Source organism: Klebsiella sp. FDAARGOS_511 (assembly GCF_003812845.1).
Taxonomy (GTDB): domain Bacteria; phylum Pseudomonadota; class Gammaproteobacteria; order Enterobacterales; family Enterobacteriaceae; genus Klebsiella; species Klebsiella grimontii.
Map to the genome: position 1 here is coordinate 3,206,532 of NZ_CP033824.1, position 22,392 is coordinate 3,228,923.

Genomic DNA, 22,392 nt, shown 5'->3' on the forward strand with positions numbered 1-22,392 from the left:
GGATGAACTTACGCCTCTCGGTTTAATTTATTGTATTTTCCAACGGACAGAGAAATGCCAGCAAAAGAGCCTGCTGTACCCACCGATGCGACTTTGGGCTACACGTTTCAAAATGATTTCCTGGCGTTAAGCCGGGCATTTTCCCTGCCTGATATTAACTACCACGATATTTCCCGACGCGAGCAGTTAACCGCGGCGCTAAAACGTTGGCCATTACTGGCTGAATTAGCAGAGAAAAAGTAAGGAAGCCATCAATGGCGATTCTGGGATTACAGGGCGTGCGCGGCGGTACTGGCACCACGTCGATAACCGCTGCGCTGGCCTGGGCGCTGCAGTTACTTGGTGAAACCGTACTGGTGGTGGACGCCAGCCCGGACAACATGCTGCGCTTCTTTTTCAACGTCGATTTCAGCCATAAAGCGGGCTGGGCGCGCGCCACGATCGACGGCACCGACTGGCGCGACGCCGGGCTGCGCTACACTTCGCATATCGATCTGTTGCCTTTTGGTCAGTTGACGCCGGGCGAGCGCGAGAATATCGACCAGCTTCAGCCGACGCTGGCGCCGATGGCCGGGATCGTGCAGAAGCTCCATCAGCAGGGCGATCACCGCTGGCTGCTGATTGACCTGCCGGACGGTTACTCGCCGCTGACCCGCTCTCTCATTGACGTCTGCGACCGCACGCTGGTCGTCGTGCATCCGGACGGCAATAGCCATATTCGCCTGCATCAGCAGGCGCTGCCGGTCAATAGCGATATTTTGATTAACGATCTGCGCGTCGGCAGCCAGCTGCAGGAGGATTTGTATCAGCTGTGGCTGGAGAGCCAGCGGCGCATTCTGCCGGTAACGATTCATCGTGATGAGGCGATGGCGGAGTGTCTGGCGGCGAAGCAGCCCCTCGGCGAATACCGCCAGGACTCGCTGGCGGCGGAAGAGATACTGACGCTTGCCAACTGGTGCCTGCTGCACTACGCCGGCAAGGGGGCGGAATGATTCGCCTGAGCGCGCTGCTGCTGGCGCCGCCGGTCGGGAAACGGCTGAGCGAGCGCTATCTTGATTACCGCCAGCACGGCGCCTCGTGGTTGTCGGCCGCGCTGGGCTGCCTGTGGGCGTCTCTGGCATGGGCGTTTATGCCGTTGGAAACGCCGCGCTGGCAGGCTATCCGCGAACGTCACGGCGAGTTTTTCCCACATATTAATCCGCATCGGCCGCGCCCGCTGGACCCGATTCGCTACCTGCTGCAAGCCGTGTGGCTGCTGGCGACGCGGGCGCCGGAGCCGGATAAAAAGATCAACTGGCGTTCCCTGGCGGCGCTGGAAGGCGTCCACGGGCGCTACGCCCAGTGGCTGGAAAAGCTGCCGGAAAAGGTCAACGCCCGTACCGGCCATCTGGATAAGCATAAAGAGCTGGGGCACCTGAATCCGAAAATACGGCGGCTTATTCTGGGCACGATAACCTTTTTCTCGCTGATCCTCGCGCTGCTCTGCATTACCCAGCCGTTTAATCCGCTATCGCAGTTTATTTTCCTGCTGCTGCTGTGGGGCGTAGCGCTGCTGGTGCGCCGTATTCCGGGACGCTTTTCGGCCCTGATGCTGATCGTGCTGTCGCTAACCGTCTCCTGCCGCTACATCTGGTGGCGCTACACCTCGACGCTCAACTGGGATGATCCCGTGAGCCTCGTGTGCGGGATAATTCTGCTGTTTGCTGAAACTTATGCCTGGGTGGTGCTGGTGCTGGGGTATTTCCAGGTCGTCTGGCCGCTGAACCGTCAACCGGTTCCGCTGCCGGAGGATATGGCGCAGTGGCCGACGGTCGATATTTTTGTGCCGACCTATAACGAAGACCTTAACGTGGTGAAAAACACCATTTACGCTTCTCAGGGAATCGACTGGCCGAAAGACAAGATCAATATCTGGATCCTCGACGACGGCGGGCGCGAAGAGTTCCGTCAGTTCGCCAAAGACGTCGGGGTGCACTACATCGCGCGCACCACCCACGAACACGCGAAAGCCGGCAATATCAACAACGCCCTGAAGTACGCCAAGGGCGAGTTCGTGTCGATTTTCGACTGCGACCACGTGCCGACCCGTTCGTTCCTGCAGATGACCATGGGCTGGTTCCTGAAAGAGAAAGAGCTGGCGATGATGCAGACGCCGCACCACTTCTTTTCCCCGGACCCGTTTGAGCGCAACCTGGGACGATTCCGCAAAACGCCGAACGAAGGCACGCTGTTTTATGGCCTGGTGCAGGACGGGAACGACATGTGGGATGCGACCTTCTTCTGCGGCTCCTGCGCGGTGATCCGCCGCGGCCCGCTGGATGAAATCGGCGGCATTGCCGTGGAAACGGTGACGGAAGACGCCCACACCTCCTTGCGCCTGCACCGTCGCGGGCACACTTCAGCCTACATGCGTATTCCGCAGGCGGCTGGTCTGGCGACGGAGAGCCTGTCGGCGCATATTGGCCAGCGCATCCGCTGGGCCCGCGGGATGGTACAAATTTTCCGCCTTGATAACCCGTTGTTTGGCAAAGGGCTGAAGCTGGCGCAGCGCGTCTGCTACGTCAACGCGATGCTGCACTTTCTGTCCGGTATTCCGCGGCTGATCTTCCTGACCGCGCCGCTGGCGTTTCTGCTGCTGCACGCCTATATCATCTATGCGCCAGCGCTGATGATCGCCCTGTTCGTGCTGCCGCATATGATTCACGCCAGCCTGACCAACTCGAAGATTCAGGGCAAATACCGCCACTCTTTCTGGAGTGAAATTTATGAAACGGTGCTGGCGTGGTATATCGCGCCGCCGACCTTTGTCGCGTTGATTAACCCGCATAAGGGCAAATTCAACGTGACGGCGAAAGGCGGCCTGGTGGAGGACGAGTACGTCGACTGGGTGATCTCTCGTCCCTATATCTACCTCGTGCTGCTGAACCTGGTCGGCGTCGGGGTGGGGATCTGGCGCTTTATGTACGGCCCGGAAAACGAAATTCTGACCGTCTGGGTGAGCATTATCTGGGTGTTCTATAACCTGATTATTCTCGGCGGCGCGGTGGCGGTCTCGGTTGAGAGCAAGCAGGTGCGGCGATCGCACCGCGTGGAGATGTCGATGCCAGCGGCGATTGCCCGCGATGACGGGCACCTGTTCTCCTGTACCGTCCATGATTACTCCGACGGCGGCCTCGGCGTCAAGATTCACGGCGAGGCGCAGGTGCTGGAAAGTCAGCACGTCAGGCTGCTGCTGAAGCGCGGGCAGCAGGAGTACGCCTTCCCGGTGCGGGTTGCGCGGGTCAACGGCAGCGAGGTTGGGCTACAGCTGCTGCCGTTAAGCAATCAACAACATATCGATTTTGTACAGTGTACGTTTGCCCGCGCAGATACGTGGGCGCTTTGGCAGGATAGCTTCCCGGAAGATAAGCCGATGGAAAGCCTGCTGGATATCCTGAAGCTGGGGTTCCGTGGATATCGTCACCTGGCGGAGTTCTCGCCGCCGTCGGTGAAGGTTATTTTCCGCTCGCTCACCATGCTGGTGGCCTGGTTTGTCTCGTTTATTCCGCGCCGTCCGGAACGCGCAGCGGCGACACTCTCGGCAGAACCGGCGATGGCTCAACAATGATGATAATGCGATGAACAGAAAACTCTCTTTGATTTGTGCAGTAGCGGTGGGCATTGGCGGCTGGTCTCCCTTCGCTTCGTATGCGGAACCGGCGCCGCAGGCCACGCAGACGACGACGGTACCCGGTATCGCCGGTACGGTGGCGGACAGCCAGCCCACGGCGACGCTTGCCGACCCGGCGGCGCCGGTGGTGGTGCTGGATAACGCCCCGACCCGCGACGTGAAGCTGACCTTCGCTAAAATCGCCCCGCCTCCGGGCAGCATGGTGCTGCGCGGCGCGCGCCCTGAGGGTTCGGTAGAGTTCGGCATGCGCAGCGATGAAGTGGTAGCGAAAGCGCTGCTGAATCTCGACTACACGCCCTCTCCGTCACTGCTGCCGGTGCAGTCGCAGCTGAAGGTGTATCTTAACGATGAGCTGATGGGCGTGCTGCCGGTCACCAAAGAGCAGTTGGGCAAAAAAGTCAGCGCGCAGATCCCTGTCGATCCGCTCTATATCACCGACTTTAACCGCGTGCGTCTTGAGTTCGTTGGCCACTATCGCGATGTGTGTGAAAACCCAGCCAGCAGCACCTTATGGCTGGACGTCGGTCGCGAAAGCTATCTGGATTTAACCTACCAGTCGCTGAACGTGCGCAACGATCTTTCGCATTTCCCGGTGCCGTTCTACGATTCGCGCGATAACCGCCAGCTGACGCTGCCGATGGTCTTCGCCTCCGCACCGGATGTCCTGCAGCAGCAGGCGGCGGCCATTATCGCCTCCTGGTTTGGTAGCAAGGCGGGCTGGCGCGGCCAGCAGTTCCCGGTCCAGTTCAACCAACTGCCTGACCGTAACGCCATTGTTTTTGCGACCAACGATAAGCGCCCTGACTTCCTGCGCGAGCATCCGCCGGTTAAGGCGCCGACGATTGAAATGATCGACCACCCGGATAACCCGTACATCAAGCTGCTGGTGGTCTTCGGACGGGATGACAAAGACCTGCTGCAGGCGGCGAAGGGGATAGCCCAGGGCAATATTCTGTTCCGCGGCAGCAGCGTGACGGTTGACGATGTCAAACAGCTGCAGGCGCGTAAACCGTACGATGCGCCAAACTGGGTGCGTACCGATCGGGCGGTGACCTTTGCCGAGCTGAAAACCTACGAACAGCAGCTGCAATCCAGCGGTCTGGTGCCGGATTCCATCAACGTGGCGCTGAACCTGCCGCCGGATCTCTACCTGCTGCGCGCCAACGGCATCGATATGAACCTGAACTATCGCTATACCATGCCGCCGATCAAGGACAGCTCGCGCATGGATATCAGCCTTAACGATCAGTTCTTACAGTCCTTCAGCCTCAACAGCTCGCAGGATGTGAATAAGCTGATACTGCGCCTGCCGGTGCTGCAGGGGCTGCTGGACGGCAAAACGGAAGTGACGATCCCGGCATTGCGCCTCGGCGCCATGAATCAGCTGCGCTTCGACTTCCAGTATATGAACCCGATGCCGGGTGGTTCTATCGATAACTGTATTACCTTCCAGCCGGTGCAGAACCACGTGGTGATAGGCGATGACTCGACCATCGACTTCTCGAAGTACTATCACTTTATGGCGATGCCGGATCTGCGCGTCTTTGCTAACGCGGGCTTCCCGTACAGCCGGATGGCCGATCTCGCCGATACCCTGGTCGTGGTGCCCAGGTCGCCGACCGAGGGCCAGGTTGCCACGCTGCTGGAAACCGCCGGCGGCATCGGCGCGCAAACCGGCATGGCGGCCATTAACCTGCGCATGACTGACGACGGTAGCCAGATTAAAGATAAAGACGCCGACCTGCTGCTGATTGGCTCCATTCCGCAGGCGCTGAAGGACGACACGAAAATCAACCTGCTGGTTGAAGCGACCAAAAGCTGGGTGAAAATGCCGATGCGCCACTACGATCTGGCCAGCATCTATCCCGATACCGAGGCCAGAACGCCGAATACCCGCACCGACGTCACGTCGACCGGGCCGATGGCGGCGATTATTGGCTTCCAGTCGCCGTACAACGATCAACGCAGCGTCGTGGCGCTGCTGGCCGACAGCCCGCGCGGCAACGAACTGCTGACCCAGGCGCTTAACGACAGCGGTAAACGCGCGGCGATGTTTGGTTCCGTTGCGGTCATTCGTGAGTCGGGTGTTAACAGCCTGAGGGTGGGCGATATTTACTATATCGGCCACCTGCCGTGGTTCGAACGCATCTGGTTTGCGCTCTCCAGCCATCCGGTGCTGCTGGCGATTCTGGCGGCGGTCAGCATCGTTCTGCTGGCATGGGTACTGTGGCGCATGCTGCGTATCATCAGCCGTCGCCGCCTCGATCTTGATGATGAGTAATTGATGATGAACGCGGTACGTAGTGTGGTGTTATCAGTATTGATGCTGGCGGCGGCGCAGGTGAGCGCCGCCTGCCAGTGGCCGGCCTGGGAGCAGTTTAAAAAAGAGTACGTCAGCGCCGAAGGTCGGGTTATCGATCCCAGCGATGCGCGAAAAATCACCACCTCAGAAGGACAAAGCTACGGGCTGTTCTTTGCTCTGGCGGCTAACGATCGCGACGGCTTCCGCAAGCTGTTTGAGTGGACGCAAAACAATCTTGCTGAGGGCGATCTGCGCGCGCACCTGCCGGGCTGGCTGTGGGGGAAAAAGAGCGATGACCAGTGGACGGTGCTGGACAGCAACTCCGCCTCGGACTCCGACCTGTGGATAGCCTGGGCGCTGCTGGAAGCCGGACGTCTGTGGCAAACGCCTCACTATACGGAAGTCGGCAAAGCGCTGCTGGCGCGTATTGCCGAAGAAGAGGTCGCCACGGTGCCGGGACTGGGGCCGTTGGTACTGCCGGGAAAAGTCGGCTTTGTTGATGACGGCGGCTGGCGTTTCAATCCCAGCTACCTACCGCCGCAGCTGGCAACCTATTTTGCCGCTTTTGGCGCACCCTGGCCGAAAATACGCGACAACAATCTGCGCCTGCTGCTGGAGACCGCGCCAAAAGGCTTCTCGCCTGACTGGGTGCGCTACCAGAAAGGGAAAGGCTGGCAGCTAAAAGCGGATAAACCGATTATCGGCAGCTATGACGCCATCCGCGTCTATCTGTGGACCGGTATGCTCGATGACGGCGATAAGCAAAAAGCCCCCCTGCTGGCGCGCTTTAAACCGATGGCGGCCCAGACGGTTGCACAGGGCGTGCCGCCAGAAAAAACCAACATCGCGACCGGTAAAACCACCGGTAATGGCCCGGTCGGCTTCTCTGCGGCGTTACTGCCGTTCTTGCAGAAGGAAGATGCCCGCGCCATTCAGCGCCAGCGCGTCGCCGATGACTATCCCGGGGCGGATGCATACTACAGCGCGGTCCTGACCCTTTTCGGCCAGGGATGGGATCAACACCGTTTTCGTTTCACCGCTGGCGGTGAATTACGGCCTGACTGGAACCAGGAATGCACAAGTTCTCACTAAGCTTATTCACTCTCTCCCTGGGCGTCGCGCTGATGCCGCTGGCGCATGCCGCGACTACCCCTGTTCAGGAGCATCTACTGGAGCAGGTCCGCCTCGGTGAGGCCAGCAAACGTGAGGATTTGGTGCGCCAGTCGCTCTATCGCCTGGAATTGATCGACCCGAATAATCCGGACGTTGTTGCCGCGCGGATGCGCTATCTTCTCCGCCAGGGCGATACCGCCGGCGCGAAGCAGCAGCTGGAACGTCTGGCGAAGCTGGCGCCGGAATCGCCTGAGCTGAAAGCCTCGCGCGATGAGATGAAAAGCAGCACCGGCGATGGTCGCCAGGAGCTGCAGCAGGCTCGTCTGCTGGGCGTGGCAGGGAAGGTTGATGAAGCCATCGCCGCTTACGAGAAGCTGTTTAACGGCGTTCCTGATGATGATGACGCGGCGATTGAGTACTGGACGCTGGTGGCGCGGCTTCCCGCCCGTCATAACGAAGGCATCAATCAGCTGAAAAAACTTAACGCCCGCTTGCCGGGCAACGTCTCGCTGCAAACGGCGCTGGCGAAACAGATGTTTGGCGATAATAAGCCCGAAGAGGGATTTGCTTATCTGGAGCAGATGTCCCGCTCGGCGGCGGGCCGCGGTATCGCGGCGGACATCTGGTTTAACGAAGTGAAAAGCATGCCGGTCAGCCGGGCCAGCGTGCAGGCGCTGCAGCGCTTTCTCATGCAGTTTCCCACCGGTTCCACCTCGGCCAATGCCCGCGTCCTGCTCGATCAGCAGCAGACGCAGCTAAAAGACCCGACGTTCCGCGACCGCGCGGAGGGGCTGGCGGCGGTGAAGGCCGGGAAAGGTTCGGTGGCCGTGGCCGATTTGCAGCAGGCCGTACGGGCGGATGCCAAAGACAGCGACGCGGTTGGCGCATTGGGGCAGGCGTACTCCCAGCGCGGCGATCGGGCGCGGGCGGTGGCCCAACTGAGTAAAGCCATCAAAATGGACCCGGATAGCCCGAGCCGCGATAAGTGGGACAGCCTGCTCAAGACTAACCGCTACTGGCTGCTGATTAAGCAGGGCGATAGCGCCCTCAAAAGCGGCCAGCTGGCGCAGGCGCAAAATAATTACGCCCAGGCGCAGCGTATAGACAATACCGACAGCTATGCGGTGCTGGGGCTGGGCGACGTGGCGGCGGCGCGTAAAGAAAACGCGGCGGCGGAGCGCTACTACCAGCGCGCGCTGCGAATGGATCGCGGCAACAGCCTGGCGGTGCGCGGTCTGGCGAATCTGTATCGCGCCGAATCGCCGGAAAAAGCCAGCGCGTATATCGCCAGCCTGTCGCCGGGCCAGCGGCGCAGCATTGATGATATTGAACGCAGCCTGACGAACGATCGGCTGGAGAAACAGGCCGAAGCGCTGGAGAGCCAGGGCAACTGGGCGCAGGCGGCGGAAGTGCAGCGCAGACGGCTGGCGCTGGATCCGGATAGCGTGTGGATCGCCTACCGTCTGTCGCGGGATCTGGTCAGCGCGGGCAGCCGCAGCGAAGCCGATGCGATCATGCGCGCGATGGTCAACCGCCAGCCTGGCGATGCCGACCGGGTTTACGCCTACGGCCTCTATTTATCCGGAAATAACCAGGATGAGATGGCGCTGGCGCAGATTAACGCCCTGCCTCGAGGGCAGTGGACGGATAATATCCGCGAGCTGGAGGCGCGTCTGCAAAGCGACAGGATCTTGCGGCAGGCAAACCAGTTGCGCGATAGCGGCCAGGAAGACCGGGCGATCGCGCTGATTCAACAGCAGCCGACGTCGGTGCGCTACGCGCTGACGCTAGCGGACTGGGCGCAGCAGCGCGGCGACAGCCTGACGGCGATTGCTGAATATCAGCGGGTGCTGGGGCAGCAGCCGGACAACGGCGATGCGCGTCTGGGCCTGGCGGAAGTGTATCTTGCCGATGGCGATAAAAATGCCGCCCGCGCCCAGGTGGCGCAGCTCAAGGGCGAAGACATCGATTCTATCAATATGCAGCGGCGTATCGCCCTGGCGCAGGCCGGGTTGGGCGATCGCGCTCAGGCGCAGCAAACCTTCGCCCGCATCGTGCCACAGGCGAAAGCGCAGCCGCCGTCAATGGAAAGCGCGCTGGTGCTGCGCGACGCCGCGCGTTTCCAGGCGCAGAACGGCGAGCCGCAGCAGGCGCTGGAAGGCTATAAAGATGCAATGGTGGCCTCCGGCGTCGCCCGCGAGCGCCCACAGGATAACGACACCTTTACGCGGCTGACGCGTAACGACAGCAGCGATGACTGGCTGAAGCGCGGGATCCGCAGCGACGCCGCCGATCTTTATCGTCAGCAGGATCTTAACGTCACCCTCGAACATGATTACTGGGGCTCCAGCGGTACCGGCGGCTATTCCGACCTGAAAGCGCATACCACAATGCTGCACGTGGACGCGCCGCTGGCCGACGGGCGCATGTTCTTCCGTACCGATCTGGTGAATATGGACGCTGGGAGTTTTTCGACGAAGAGCGACGGCAGCTATTCGCCGAGCTGGGGTACCTGCGGTGAAATCGCCTGTACCGGCGGCAGCAAACACCAGAGCGACAGCGGCGCCAGCGTCGCGGTGGGCTGGAAGAATGATACCTGGAGCGGCGATATCGGCACTACGCCGATGGGCTTTAACGTCGTTGATGTGGTGGGCGGCCTGAGCTACAGCAGCGACGTTGGCCCGCTGGGCTACACCGTTAACCTCCACCGACGCCCCATCTCCAGCTCGCTGCTGGCCTTTGGCGGGCAGAAAGATAACCCTAACGACGGCCATACCGGCAAGACCTGGGGCGGAGTGCGCGCCGACGGCGGCGGTGTGAGTCTGAGCTACGATAAAGGCGAGGCCAACGGCGTCTGGTCTTCGCTGGGCATCGACCAGTTGACCGGGAAAAACGTCGCCGACAACTGGCGCGTGCGCTGGATGACCGGCTACTACTATAAAGTGATTAACGAAGATAACCGCCGGGTCACCGTCGGCCTGAACAATATGCTCTGGCACTACGATAAGGATCTCAGCGGCTATACGCTGGGTCAGGGCGGTTACTACAGTCCGCAGGAATATGTCTCCTTCTCGGTGCCGGTCACCTGGCGTCAGCGGACGGAGAACTGGTCATGGGAGCTGGGAGGCTCGGTGTCATGGTCCCATTCGCGCACCAAAACCGAGGCGCGCTATCCGCTGCTCAATTTGATTCCCTCGCAGTATCGCCATGATGCCAGCCAGCTTACGGAAGAGGGCAGCAGCAGTTCCGGCGTCGGTTATACCGCGCGGGCGCTGATTGAGCGACGGGTGACCAGCAACTGGTTTGTCGGGGCGGCGGTGGATATTCAGCAGGCGAAAGATTACACCCCGAGCCACGCGCTGCTGTACGTCCGCTATTCAGCTTCCGGCTGGCAAGGCGATATGGATATGCCGCCGCAGCCGTTGGTCCCTTACGCTGACTGGTAGCAGATTAGACTGAATTATGCGACAGGGCGCCACTCCACGGCGCTCTTCGCGTATACTCGTTGCCTTCAGCCAGGCACGCAGATTCCCTTTCCGGTGGCGCTGAAGCTGCACTGCGCGCTGCATCCCGGAGGCGGCGCCAGGGGCGCCTGTCCGGGCCACCGGCCCGATGGCGGTGGTGAACTTATCACCCGGACGGTTAAGGCGTCAGCCGCCACCCGGGAATGTCCCCCGGTCGCGCTGTGCTTACCGGGGCTACAGCTCCGGCGGGTTTTGTAGCCCGGGTAAGGCGTCAGCCGCCGCCCGGGAATTGTCCTCGGGTCGCGCTATGCTTTACCGGCCCGTGTAGCCTGCGGGAAAGCCTCCTGATGGCATTGCTTCGCGCCTGGCGGGCGTGAGCGAACAATTTAAGTATATAATCAGCCTGATAACGATCGGTGAGAGGGATCTATACCCGATATACGTTCAGTTTCAGTGGAGAACCCCCGTTGCGCGTCAGCCGTTCACTTACAATTAAACAGATGGCGATGGTCGCGAGCGTGTCCATGGCGTTTGTACTGGTCTTCTGTTCTATTCTGCTGTTTCACTTCGTCCAGCAGAGTCGCTTTACCACGGCCACGCAGTTAGAAAGCATCGCGCGTTCCGTTCGCGAACCGCTGTCAGCGGCTATCCTGAAAGCCGATATCCCTGAGGCGGAAGCCATTCTGAGCCGTATTCAGCCCGCAGGCATCGTCAGCCGGGCGGATGTCGTGCTGCCCAACCAGTTCCAGGCGCTACGGATGCGCTTTATTCCCGAACGCCCGGTGCCGGTAACGATCACCCGCATGTTCGAACTGCCGGTACAGATTTCTCTGCCAATTTACTCCCTGGAGCGCCCGGCCAACCCGCAACCGCTGGCCTATCTGGTGCTGCAGGCCGATTCCTACCGCATGTATAAATTCGTCATGAGCGCGCTCGCAACGTTAGTGACTGCTTACTTACTCCTGGTGCTGATTCTGACGGTGGCGATTACCTGGTGTATCAACCGCCTGATCGTCCGCCCGCTGCGTAAAATCGCCCGTGAGCTGAACGATGTCCCGCAGCATGAGCGTTTGGGCCATCAGCTCACGCTGCCGCGTTTACATCATGATGATGAAATCGGCATGCTGGTGCGTAGCTACAACCGCAACCAGCAGACGCTGCTGCGCATGCACGACGAGCTCTCTTTGCAGTCGACCCGTTTCCCGGTATCCGAGCTGCCGAACAAAGCCTTTCTGATGGCCATGCTGGAGCAAACCGTCGCCCGCCCGCAGGCCTCGGCGCTGCTGATTGTCGCCTGCGAAACGCTACAGGATACCGCTGGCGTACTGAAAGAGACGCAGCGTGAAATGCTGCTGCTAACCCTTGTTGAAAAGCTGCGGGCGATTATCCCGGCGCAGATGGTGCTGACCCAGGTGAGCGGCTACGACTTCGCGATTCTGGCCCACGGTATCAGCGAACCCTGGCAGGCGGTGACGTTAAGTAAGCAAGTACTTACTGTCTTAAATGAACGTTTGCCGCTGCACGGGATCCAGCTGCGCCCCTGCGCCAGTATCGGTATTGCGATGTTTAACGGCGACATTAACGGCGAACAACTCTACCGTCGGGCGTTTTCCGCCGCCGTGACCGCGCGTCGTAAAGGGAAAAACCAGATTGAATTCTTCGATCCGCACCAGATGGAAAAAGCGCAGCGCCGCCTGATGGAAGAGCATGATATTCTGACGGCGCTTGATAACCAGCAATTTGCTATCTGGCTACAGCCGCAGGTGGACGCCAGCAGCGGTAATGTGTGCGGAGCGGAAGTGCTGCTGCGTCAACGGCAGGCGGACGGGAGCTGGTCGCTGCCGGGCGATCTGATTGAGCGTATTGAAGCCTGCGGACTGATGATCCCGGTTGGCTACTGGGTGATGGAGGAGGCTTGCCGTCAGCTTGCCGCCTGGCAAAACCAGGGCATCATGCTGCCGCTGTCGGTCAACGTGTCGTTGCTACAGCTGCTGCATCACGATCGCGGCGAGGAGATGCTGGCCCTGCTCGCACGCTATCGCATCGCGCCGGGTACGTTGGTTCTGGAGGTCACCGAAAGCCGGCGGATAGACGACCCGCAGGCGATTATTTCCCTGCTGCGTCCGCTGCGTGAAGCGGGAGTGCGGATTGCGCTGGATGACTTTGGTATGGGCTACGCGGGACTGCGCCAGCTGCAGCATATTAAATCGCTGCCGGTGGATATCCTGAAAATCGATAAAGTCTTTATCGATATGCTGCCGAATGACATCAGTATGGTGCCTGCGATTATCCAGCTGGCGCGCGGACTGAATCTGCGCATTGTCGCGGAAGGCGTCGAAACCGATACCCAGTACCGCTGGCTGCAGGTGGCGGGGGTCGAGACGGTGCAAGGGTATCTTTTTGGCTGCGCCATGCCGCCTGAAGCTTTTATCGCCCGCTTTTTACCCGCCGCCGTAGAGGATGCAAGTTTGTAAACGCATTGTTAGCTTACGCGAGTCAGCTCAAATAAATTAACAATTACATTTCAATTTCATCACTCGTTATTTCTGAAATGTTTCATGGGTGTTATTTTTAAGCCACGGACGCAATACCCCCTCACGGTCTGTGGTTATATCCAAAGGACACCCTATGAAAATCTCTTTCTTTAAAAGCCTTTATGTCCAGGTTCTCTCGGCCATAGCGATCGGTATTCTGCTGGGCCATTTTTACCCGGAATTGGGTGCGCAGATGAAACCCCTCGGCGATGCCTTCGTTAAGCTGATTAAAATGATTATTGCCCCGGTTATCTTCTGTACCGTCGTGACGGGGATTGCCGGGATGGAGAGCATGAAGGCCGTCGGCCGCACCGGCGCGGTGGCGCTGCTCTATTTTGAAATCGTGAGTACCATTGCGCTGATCATCGGCCTGATTATCGTTAACGTGGTGCAACCCGGCGCGGGAATGAACGTTGACCCGGCGACCCTCGACGCGAAGGCCGTGGCGGTTTACGCCGAACAGGCGAAGGACCAGGGGATCGTGGCATTTTTGCTCGATATTATCCCCGGCAGCGTGATTGGCGCTTTCGCCAGCGGCAACATTTTGCAAGTACTGATGTTTGCGGTGCTGTTTGGTTTCGCGCTGCACCGCCTCGGCAGCAAAGGCCAGCTGATTTTTAATGTTATCGAAAGCTTCTCGCAGGTGATCTTCGGCATCATCAATATGATTATGCGCCTGGCGCCGATTGGCGCTTTCGGGGCCATGGCCTTTACCATCGGCAAATACGGCGTCGGTACGCTGGTGCAGCTTGGCCAGCTGATCGTCTGCTTCTACATCACCTGTATCCTGTTTGTGGTGGTGGTGCTGGGGTCAATCGCCAAAGCCACCGGCTTCAGCATCTTTAAATTTATCCGCTATATCCGCGAAGAGCTGCTGATCGTGCTGGGCACCTCTTCATCCGAGTCGGCGCTGCCGCGTATGCTCGATAAGATGGAAAAGCTGGGCTGCCGTAAGTCGGTGGTGGGGCTGGTGATCCCGACGGGGTACTCCTTTAACCTCGATGGAACCTCAATCTACCTGACGATGGCGGCGGTGTTTATCGCCCAGGCGACGAACAGCCATATGGATATTTTCCATCAGATAACCCTGCTGGTGGTGCTGCTGCTCTCCTCGAAGGGCGCGGCGGGGGTGACGGGCAGCGGCTTTATCGTCCTGGCGGCGACGATTTCCGCCGTCGGCCACTTGCCGGTCGCCGGTCTGGCGCTGATCCTTGGTATCGACCGTTTTATGTCTGAGGCGCGCGCGCTGACCAACCTGGTGGGTAACGGCGTCGCGACTATTGTGGTCGCGAAATGGGTTAAAGAGCTGGACTCACAGCAGCTCGATGATGTGCTGAATAACCGTACGCCGGTAAACAAATCGCACGAATTATCCTCATAAATCCATCTGTTAGGCCCGTAGTCCCTTGCTGGAGTACGGGCTCCTGCGCATAATTAGGGGTCACTGTCGCTGACGCGGCGGTGGCCCTTATGATTATTTCACGTCAACATGCGACATTTTCATCTCCGTGTGGTCTAACCGACGTACTTAACTCACCATATTTTTTCGGCGGCCCTCCCGTGGGCCGCTGTTGTAACCAGGATTGTTCATCAGGGGTTCACATGCAGGGCACAAAAATTCGACTCTTAACCGGTGGTTTGCTGATGATGGCGACGGTCGGTTATGTGCAGGCAGAAGCGCTCCAGCCGGACCCGGCCTGGCAACAGGGGACACTGGCGAACGGGTTTCAGTGGCAGGTTCTGGCCACCCCGCAGCGTCCCAGCGATCGTATCGAAGTTCGCCTGTCCGTGAATATTGGCTCGCTGAGCGAAAGCACTCAGCAGAGCGGCTTTAGCCACTTTATCCCGCGTCTCGCGCTGACGCAAAACGGCGGCCTCCCGACCATGCAGGCCCGTTCGCTATGGCAGCAGAGTATTGATCCGAAGCGTCCTCAGCCGCCCGCCATCGTCTCTTATGACTACAGTTTGTTTAACCTGAGCTTACCGAATAACCGTAACGATCTGCTGAAAGAGGCCCTGAGCTGGCTGGCCAGCGCCGGCGGTAAAATGTCGATCACCCCGGAAGCGGTCAACCACGCGCTGCAGGGCGAAGATATGGTGGCGACCTGGCCTGCTGATACCAAAGAAGGCTGGTGGCGCTATCGGCTGAAAGGGTCCACCATGCTGGGGCACGATCCGGCGGCACCCCTGAAGCAACCGGTTGATATTGCTCAGCTAAAAGAATATTACCAGAAGTGGTACACGCCGGATGCCATGACCCTGATTGTGGTCGGCAACGTTGACAGCCGCAGCGTTGCGGAGCAAATCAACAAAACGTTCGGCGGCCTGAAGGGCAAGCGCGAAACGCCGGTGGCGGTTCCTACACTATCGCCGCTGCCGACGACACCGGTCAGCATCATGACCGATGCGGTGCGCCAGGATAAGCTGTCGCTGATGTGGGATGCGCCGTGGCAGCCGATCCGCGACTCGGTCGCTCTACAGCGCTACTGGCGTGACGATCTGGCCCGGGAAGCGCTGTTCTGGCACGTACAGCAGAATCTGAGCAAAAGTAATATTAAGGATATCGGCCTTGGCTTTGACTGCCGCGTCCTCTACCAGCGCGCCCAGTGCGCGATCAATATCGAATCGCCGGGCGAGCGCCTGAACGCCAACTTAACCACCGTAGCGCGCGAGCTGGCGAAAGTACGCGATAACGGCCTGCCGCAGGAGGAGTTTGATGCTCTGATCGCGCAGAAAAACCTCGAGCTACAGAAGCTATTCGCCACCTATGCGCGCACCGATACCTGGATCCTGATTAGCCAGCGGATGCGTTCGTTGCAAAATCAGGTAGTGGATATCGCGCCCGAGCAGTATCAGAAGCTGCGCCAGGAGTTTCTCAATTCGCTGACGGTCGACATGCTGAATCAGTACCTGCGTCAGCAACTGTCGCAGGATATGGCGCTGGTGTTGCAGCAGCCGCAGGGCGAGCCGGAATACAACATGAAGGATCTGCAGGCGACGTGGGAAAAGCTGATGGCGCCAGCGCCGGCGGCCGCAGCGGCGCCCAGCAGTAACGGAGACGTTGTGCAAGGGCGTAACGAAGCGACGGATATCCCGCCAGGGCAGTAAAGCAAAACCGGATAGCGTGGCTATCCGGTGAGGTTTATGGCTAATCTGTTTTAAGTATTGCTGGGTTGGCCCGGTGATTTTCCCGGAGACGGCGCTGGCGCACCTTGTCCGGGCCACCGGCCCGCAGACGGCGGTAAACTCGTAGCCCGGCTAAGCGCAGCGCAAGCCGGGAAGCAGCAGCGCCGATGCTTCTGCTATAGCTCCTGCGGCATCGCCTCGCGCGGGATAATCGCGCCGCGATACTGGATCACCGTGCTGGCGGTCAGATGCCCGCGTTTGGCCGCCGATTCAGCATCGCCCCCGGTCAGGCGCACGGCCAGGTAGCCAGCGCTGAACGAATCGCCCGCCGCGGTGGTATCAACCACTTTCTCTTTCGGCAGCTTAACGGCCGGGACTTCCCGCTGCGGCTGTCCGGCAATCGCCACCAGGCAGGAGTCTGCGCCGCGCTTAACCACCACTTCTTCCACGCCGGCGGCGTGGGTGCGGGCAATCACTTCCGCAACCGGCTTCTCGCCCCACAGCGCGTCTTCGTCATCGAGGGTCAGGAAGGCGATATCGGTGCAGCTCAGCATCTGCTGATAAACCTGCTGCGTCTCCTCTTTGCTGCTCCACAGGCGCGGGCGATAGTTGTTATCAAAGATAACTTTGCCACCGTTCGCCCGGCACTCGCGCAGCAGGGTCAGCAGCTTCTCGCGGCTGGTTGGGCTAAGGATCGCCAGGCTAATGCCGCTGAGATACAGATAATCAAAGGTCGCCAGCTCTTCACAGATGGCCGCGGACTGTTCGCTCTCCAGCCAGAACTTCGCCGCGGCTTCATTACGCCAGTAATAAAAGGTGCGCTCGCCGGTATCGTCGGTTTCGATGTAGTAGAGGCCCGGTAGCCGGTCGGCCATGCGCTGAATCAGGTCAGTCTGGACATTCTCGCTCTGCCAGGAGTCAAGCATTTGCTGGCTAAAGGTATCCGTTCCCAGGGCGGTAACGTAGTGCACGCCCAGCGCACTGGCGTCAGTCTGACGCGCAATGTAGACGGAAGTGTTTAAGGTATCGCCGCCAAAGCCGCGATTTACCGCCGCGCCTTTCTCTGACAGCTCAATCATGCATTCGCCGATGACGGCAATTTTCTTAGACATAGTGATGACCTGAAATTAAATCAATATTAACCCTAGTGTGCGCTGGGCCGCTTTTATGGTCAATGATATTAAAACAACGTTCCATTATTTTTTTGACCTGGCGCGGATTATGTGACGAAAACCTCATTCGACGGAGCAACTGGCGTTTCTCAACTATATTCAGGACTGGCGATACGCAAAAGGAGTGCAGAAGGGATGAGCAGAACCCGAAAAACCGTTGCTATTATTTCTGGAACGATAGTCATACTGATCGTTTTGTTTTTTATCGTGCTGGCGACCTTTGACTGGAACCGCCTGAAGCCGACGATTAATCAGAAAGTATCGGCCGAGCTGAACCGCCCGTTTGCTATTCGCGGCGATCTGGGCGTCGTCTGGGAACGCCAGCCCGGTGAAAGCGGCTGGCGAAGCTGGATCCCCTGGCCGCACGTTCACGCCGAAGATATCGTCCTCGGCAATCCGCCTGATATCCCACAGGTCACGATGGTCCATCTGCCGCGCGTTGAGGCGACGCTCGCCCCGCTGGCGCTGCTTAGCAAAACGGTCTATCTGCCGTGGATAAAGCTTGAACAGCCCGACGCGCGACTGATTCGACTGTCGGAGAAGACCAACAACTGGACCTTTGACCTGGCCTCGGCGGGGGCGTCGGAGAAAGATGCGCCGCCTTCCAGCTGGTCTTTCCGTCTCGACAATATTCTGTTTGACCGCGGCAAGATTGCTATCGACGACAAGGTGTCGCGTGCAGACGTGACGATTGTGGTTGACCCGCTCGGTAAGCCGCTGGCGTTTAGCGAGGTGACTGGTGAAAAGGGGAAAGGGCAGTCGCAGAAAGTGGGCGATTACGTCTTCGGCCTGCAGGCGAAAGGCAGCTACAACGGGCAGCCGTTTGCCGGTAACGGCAAAATCGGCGGCATGCTGGCGCTGCGCAGCGAAGGCACGCCGTTCCCGCTGCAGGGGGATTTTCGCTCCGGCAATACCCGGGTCGCTTTTACCGGCACGGTCAGCGACCCGCTTAACCTCGGTGGAGTCGATCTACGGTTGAAGTTTTCCGGTGATTCGCTGGGCGATCTCTACGACCTGACCGGCGTACTGCTGCCGGATACGCCGGCCTTTTCGACCGACGGGCATCTACGGGCCACCTTCAAGGATAAGGCCGGTTCACGCTTCGCCTATCAGGACTTTAATGGCCGTATCGGCGAGAGCGATATCCACGGCTCCCTGACCTACACCACCGGTAAACCCCGACCTAAGCTGGAGGGTGACCTGGAGTCCAGGCAGCTAAGGCTGGCGGATCTGGGACCGCTGATTGGCGTCGACTCCGGCGGCAAAGGAAGCAAAACCGAACAGCGTAAAGGCGAGTCCTCTCCGCAGCCGGCCGGAAAAGTGTTGCCGTATGACCGCTTTGAAACCGATAAGTGGCAGGTGATGGATGCCGATGTGCGCTTTAAAGGACGGCGCATTGAGCACGGCGGCACGCTCCCTATCAGCGACCTCTCCACCCACGTGATCCTCGAACGGGGTGACCTGCGCCTGCAGCCGCTGCGTCTGGGGTTGGCCAACGGCACCATTGCCGGCAGCATTCATCTGGCGGGGGATAAAAAACCGTTGCAGGGGACGGCGAACCTGCAGGCGCGCCGCCTGAAGCTGAAAGCGCTGATGCCAAACGTGGAGATGATGCAGAAAACCCTCGGCGAAATGAACGGCGATGTGCAGCTTCGCGGTACCGGCAACTCCGTCGCCGCGCTGCTGGGCAACAGTAACGGTAACCTGAAGCTGCTGATGAACGACGGGCTAATCAGCCGCAACCTGATGGAAATCCTCGGTCTGAACGTCGGCAACTATATCATCGGGCAGATCTTTGGCGACGATGAGGTGCGGGTAAACTGCGCGGCGGCCAATATCGACGTGGTCAACGGTGTCGCCCGGCCGCAGGTATTTGCTTTTGATACCGAAAACGCGCTGATCAACGTCACCGGTACCGCCAGCTTTGCGTCGGAGCAGCTCGACCTGACCATCGATCCGGAAAGCAAGGGATTCCGCATTATCACTCTGCGCTCACCGCTTTACGTGCGCGGTAGCTTTAAGTCGCCGAACGCGGGCGTGAAGGCGGGTCCGCTGATTGCGCGCGGCGCTGTGGCGGCGGCGCTGGCGACGCTGGTGACGCCAGCCGCCGCGCTGCTGGCGCTGATCTCACCCGCCGAAGGCGAGGCGAATCAGTGCCGGACCATACTGTCGCAGATGAAAAAATAGTCGGCAAGGTGACTCCCCTGGCCGGATGGTCAGGGGAGCGAGTGGAGAATTACAGCGACTGGTGACGCGTTTCGTGAGTCAGCAGCAGCGCGATCATCGTCAGCGCCGCCATGGCGGCCAGATAGAGTCCGACCGCAGGCAGACCGTAGTTACCCTGCAGCCAGGCGGCGATATACGGCGCGACGGACGCCCCGAGGATCGACGAGACGTTGTAGGAGAACGATGCGCCGGTATAGCGAACTTCCGTCGGGAACAGCTCCGGCAGCAGCGCGCCCATTGGGCCAAACGTCAGCCCCATCAGGCTCAGGCCAATCAGCAGGAAGGCAAAGACCAGCAGCGGGTTACCGGAACCAAGCAGCGGTTTAAAGGCAAACAGCGCGAAGAGAATGATCAGGGTCGTGATCACAACCATGCTCTTACGACGACCAAATGCATCCGCCAGCAGGCCCGCAACCGGCACCATCACGCCAAAACCGATAACCGCCATCATCAGCATCCACAGCACTTCGTTACGCGGCAAACCGAGGCCAATCGGCGCGGCGGCGGTACTGAAGGTCATGGAGTAAACGGTCATGATGTAAAACAGCGTGTAGGTCGCCAGCATGATAAACGTGCCGAGCACCGTCACGCGGACGTGTTTGGTCAGCAGCGTGCCCAGCGGGATTTTGACCTGTTTCTTCGCGGCGGCAACCTTAGCGAATACCGGCGACTCGTGCAGCGAAACGCGGACGTACAGGCCGATAATCACCAGCACGGCGGAGAAGATAAACGGCATACGCCAGCCCCACTCCATAAACTGCTGGTCGGTCAGCAGCCAGGAGAGCAGCAGGAAGGTGCCGTTAGCGAAGAAGAAGCCAATCGGCGCGCCCAGCTGTGGGAAAGAGCCGTACAGCGCGCGTTTGCGCGGCGGAGCGTTTTCCGTCGCCAGCAGCGCCGCGCCGCCCCATTCGCCGCCAAGGCCGAGCCCCTGGCCAAAGCGCGCCAGCGCCAGCAGCACCGGCGCCATAATGCCAATGGTTTCATAGCCGGGCAGCAGGCCGATAACCACGGTGGAGATCCCCATCGTCAGCAGCGAGGCGACGAGGGTCGCTTTACGGCCTACGCGGTCGCCGAAGTGGCCAAAGACCGCTGAACCGATAGGGCGGGCGATAAAGGCGATAGCGAAGGTGGCCAGCGATTGTAGCGTCGCGGCGGCGGGATCGCCCTGCGGGAAGAAAATGTGCGGGAATACGATAACCGCCGCGGTGGCATAGATGTAGAAGTCGAAGAACTCGATGGCGGTACCAATGAGTGAGGCGACGACGACTTTATTGCGTGAGTTAACCGGTACGGTGTCCTGCGCGTTGTCGAGTGTTGTGGCTGTGGCTTGCATAGATCTTTCTTATTTTTTGCGAACGAAAGGCCATATAGCCACAGCCTTTGGGACATTTCAATCTGTAACAAGGGGCGAGAGAGGCGAAAAAAGAAGCAAAAAGTGAATAATTTCTGTGCCAGAAAAATAACTTCTATGAAATGCTTCACAAAATTCAAATAATGGTCGATAAAACCAGGTTTTGGTTAAATAAAAGTTACATGTTGGATTTATATGCTGAAATGCCAGGTTGGGCTGAATTTTGCGTCTTTTATTCAGCCCAGTGATGGTTTAGTCGTGGGCTTTGCCCGGCATCCGGCGGTCGTCTTTATATTCGGCGGTCGCAATCCATGCGGCGCAGAACAGCGTCAGGCGGGCGAAAAAATAGAAGAAGGCCATTATCCCCAACACCGACCCGAATGCCGCCCCAGAGGGAGATTTCACCAGCGCAGGTAGCGTCCAGGTCATGATGATTTTGATTATCTCAAAGCCGACGGCCGCAATCAGGGTGCCGCGAATCAGCGCCTTACGGCGAGGACGGTGGCGCGGGAGCCGCCAGAAAATCCAGAAAAACAGCAGATAGTTGGCGAAGATGGAAATCGCCAGGCCAATAAGCCGCCACGCCGGTTTCAGCCACTCAATGTAATCAAGATAAAGCGCCGAGATAATCATCTGCTGCGCCGAGCCGGCGATAGAGGTGATCGACAAGGTAATAACCAGCGCCACCAGCAGGCCGATCAGCGAGATAAAGTCGCGGAAATACTTTACCCAGATTTTCTCCTGATCCTGCGGCGTGCGCTCCCAGACATCGCGCGACTGGGCGCGAATGGCCTCACGCAGGTTGCCCATCCAGTTAATGCCGGAGTAGAGCGCCACCAGAAGACCCACGATCCCGACGGCGGTGCGCTGCTGTACGGCGGTGTTGATGGTATTTTTCAGCGTTGCGGCGAGTGTCGGATCGCTAACGTTCAGCAGGATTTTATCGAAAATGTCCTGTAGCAACGTGGGATGCGAGGCCAGCACAAAACCGGCGGCCGCAAAAGAGACCATCAGAATCGGGATCATCGATAAAAACGAGAAGTAGGTGATCGCCGCGCCAAACTGATTACCCAGCCTGTCGTTGAAGCGCTCTGCGGCGCGGATAATATGGGCGACCATATGGTTACGCTGAACTTTTTCCGCCGTTCCGGTGACGCTTTTCAGCGCCTGGTTGGCTTTTTTCGCCACGGTAGAGTCGTTTATCGCAGCCATCGCGCTTTTGTTTTTTTCCGGCTGCTGGCCCGGATCCTCGGTTGGGCGTTGAGCGTCGTTTTCCGGCGTCATAAATTATTTCTTCCTTTTTTACAGCGATATTCTTCAAAAATTATATACGTAAAATCGCGGATAAGGCGTACTGGAGCCACCCGTTGTATGAATCAGAGGGCGGTTGAAGCGCGCTCTTCTGCCATTGTGCGGAGCTACAGGAAGTTGATA

Annotated in this window: 13 protein-coding genes; 10 read left to right on the plus strand and 3 right to left on the minus strand. The window is 59.1% G+C overall.

Features of this window, described 5'->3' with window-relative positions:
- Positions 1-54 precede the first annotated feature (54 nt).
- The 9 genes from bcsR (at position 55) to EGY08_RS16410 (ending at position 16,191) form a co-directional block, all read left to right on the plus strand.
- The gene (bcsR, locus tag EGY08_RS16370) at positions 55-243 is read left to right on the plus strand and encodes a cellulose biosynthesis protein BcsR (RefSeq protein WP_004126335.1); all 189 of its coding nucleotides are present in this window, start codon (positions 55-57) and stop codon (positions 241-243) included.
- A gap of 11 nt (positions 244-254) precedes the next feature.
- Complete coding sequence (gene bcsQ / locus EGY08_RS16375) at positions 255-992, plus strand: cellulose biosynthesis protein BcsQ (protein WP_004126333.1); 738 nt, start codon at positions 255-257, stop codon at positions 990-992.
- The gene (gene bcsA / locus EGY08_RS16380) at positions 989-3,607 is read left to right on the plus strand and encodes a UDP-forming cellulose synthase catalytic subunit (RefSeq protein ID WP_123828682.1); all 2,619 of its coding nucleotides are present in this window, start codon (positions 989-991) and stop codon (positions 3,605-3,607) included. The genes bcsQ and bcsA overlap by 4 nt, the downstream gene beginning before the upstream one ends.
- A gap of 10 nt (positions 3,608-3,617) precedes the next feature.
- On the plus strand, positions 3,618-5,951 hold the full coding sequence (gene bcsB / locus EGY08_RS16385) for a cellulose biosynthesis cyclic di-GMP-binding regulatory protein BcsB (protein ID WP_123828683.1): 2,334 nt from the start codon (positions 3,618-3,620) through the stop codon (positions 5,949-5,951).
- Between the two features lie 3 nt (positions 5,952-5,954).
- On the plus strand, positions 5,955-7,064 hold the full coding sequence (bcsZ, locus tag EGY08_RS16390; protein ID WP_004126327.1) for a cellulose synthase complex periplasmic endoglucanase BcsZ: 1,110 nt from the start codon (positions 5,955-5,957) through the stop codon (positions 7,062-7,064).
- Positions 7,046-10,531, plus strand: a complete 3,486-nt coding sequence (gene bcsC, locus EGY08_RS16395) for a cellulose synthase complex outer membrane protein BcsC (RefSeq protein WP_004126325.1) — start codon at positions 7,046-7,048, stop codon at positions 10,529-10,531. Before bcsZ ends, bcsC begins: the two co-directional genes overlap by 19 nt.
- Before the next feature lie 485 nt (positions 10,532-11,016).
- Positions 11,017-13,023 (plus strand): biofilm formation regulator HmsP, encoded by a 2,007-nt coding sequence (hmsP, locus tag EGY08_RS16400; protein ID WP_004126323.1) that lies wholly within the window; start codon positions 11,017-11,019, stop codon positions 13,021-13,023.
- Positions 13,024-13,177: 154 nt separating this feature from the next.
- Positions 13,178-14,464, plus strand: a complete 1,287-nt coding sequence (locus tag EGY08_RS16405) for a dicarboxylate/amino acid:cation symporter (protein ID WP_004126321.1) — start codon at positions 13,178-13,180, stop codon at positions 14,462-14,464.
- A gap of 221 nt (positions 14,465-14,685) precedes the next feature.
- The gene (locus EGY08_RS16410; RefSeq protein ID WP_004126319.1) at positions 14,686-16,191 is read left to right on the plus strand and encodes a M16 family metallopeptidase; all 1,506 of its coding nucleotides are present in this window, start codon (positions 14,686-14,688) and stop codon (positions 16,189-16,191) included.
- Between the two features lie 194 nt (positions 16,192-16,385).
- Here EGY08_RS16410 and EGY08_RS16415 read toward each other — a convergent pair whose 3' ends face one another.
- Positions 16,386-17,321, minus strand: a complete 936-nt coding sequence (locus EGY08_RS16415; RefSeq protein WP_123828684.1) for a sugar kinase — start codon at positions 17,319-17,321, stop codon at positions 16,386-16,388.
- A gap of 195 nt (positions 17,322-17,516) precedes the next feature.
- Here EGY08_RS16415 and EGY08_RS16425 point away from each other — a divergent pair, with 195 nt between their 5' ends.
- Positions 17,517-19,568 carry an AsmA family protein gene (locus EGY08_RS16425; protein ID WP_123828685.1) on the plus strand — a complete coding sequence of 684 codons (2,052 nt, stop codon included), beginning with the start codon at positions 17,517-17,519 and terminating at the stop codon, positions 19,566-19,568.
- 49 nt (positions 19,569-19,617) lie between these two features.
- On the opposite strand, the gene EGY08_RS16430 is transcribed toward EGY08_RS16425, so the two are convergent.
- Both EGY08_RS16430 and yhjD read right to left on the minus strand, forming a co-directional pair.
- Positions 19,618-20,940 (minus strand): MFS transporter, encoded by a 1,323-nt coding sequence (locus EGY08_RS16430; protein WP_004126314.1) that lies wholly within the window; start codon positions 20,938-20,940, stop codon positions 19,618-19,620.
- A gap of 270 nt (positions 20,941-21,210) precedes the next feature.
- Positions 21,211-22,242, minus strand: a complete 1,032-nt coding sequence (yhjD, locus tag EGY08_RS16435) for an inner membrane protein YhjD (RefSeq protein WP_004126313.1) — start codon at positions 22,240-22,242, stop codon at positions 21,211-21,213.
- Positions 22,243-22,392 lie beyond the last annotated feature (150 nt).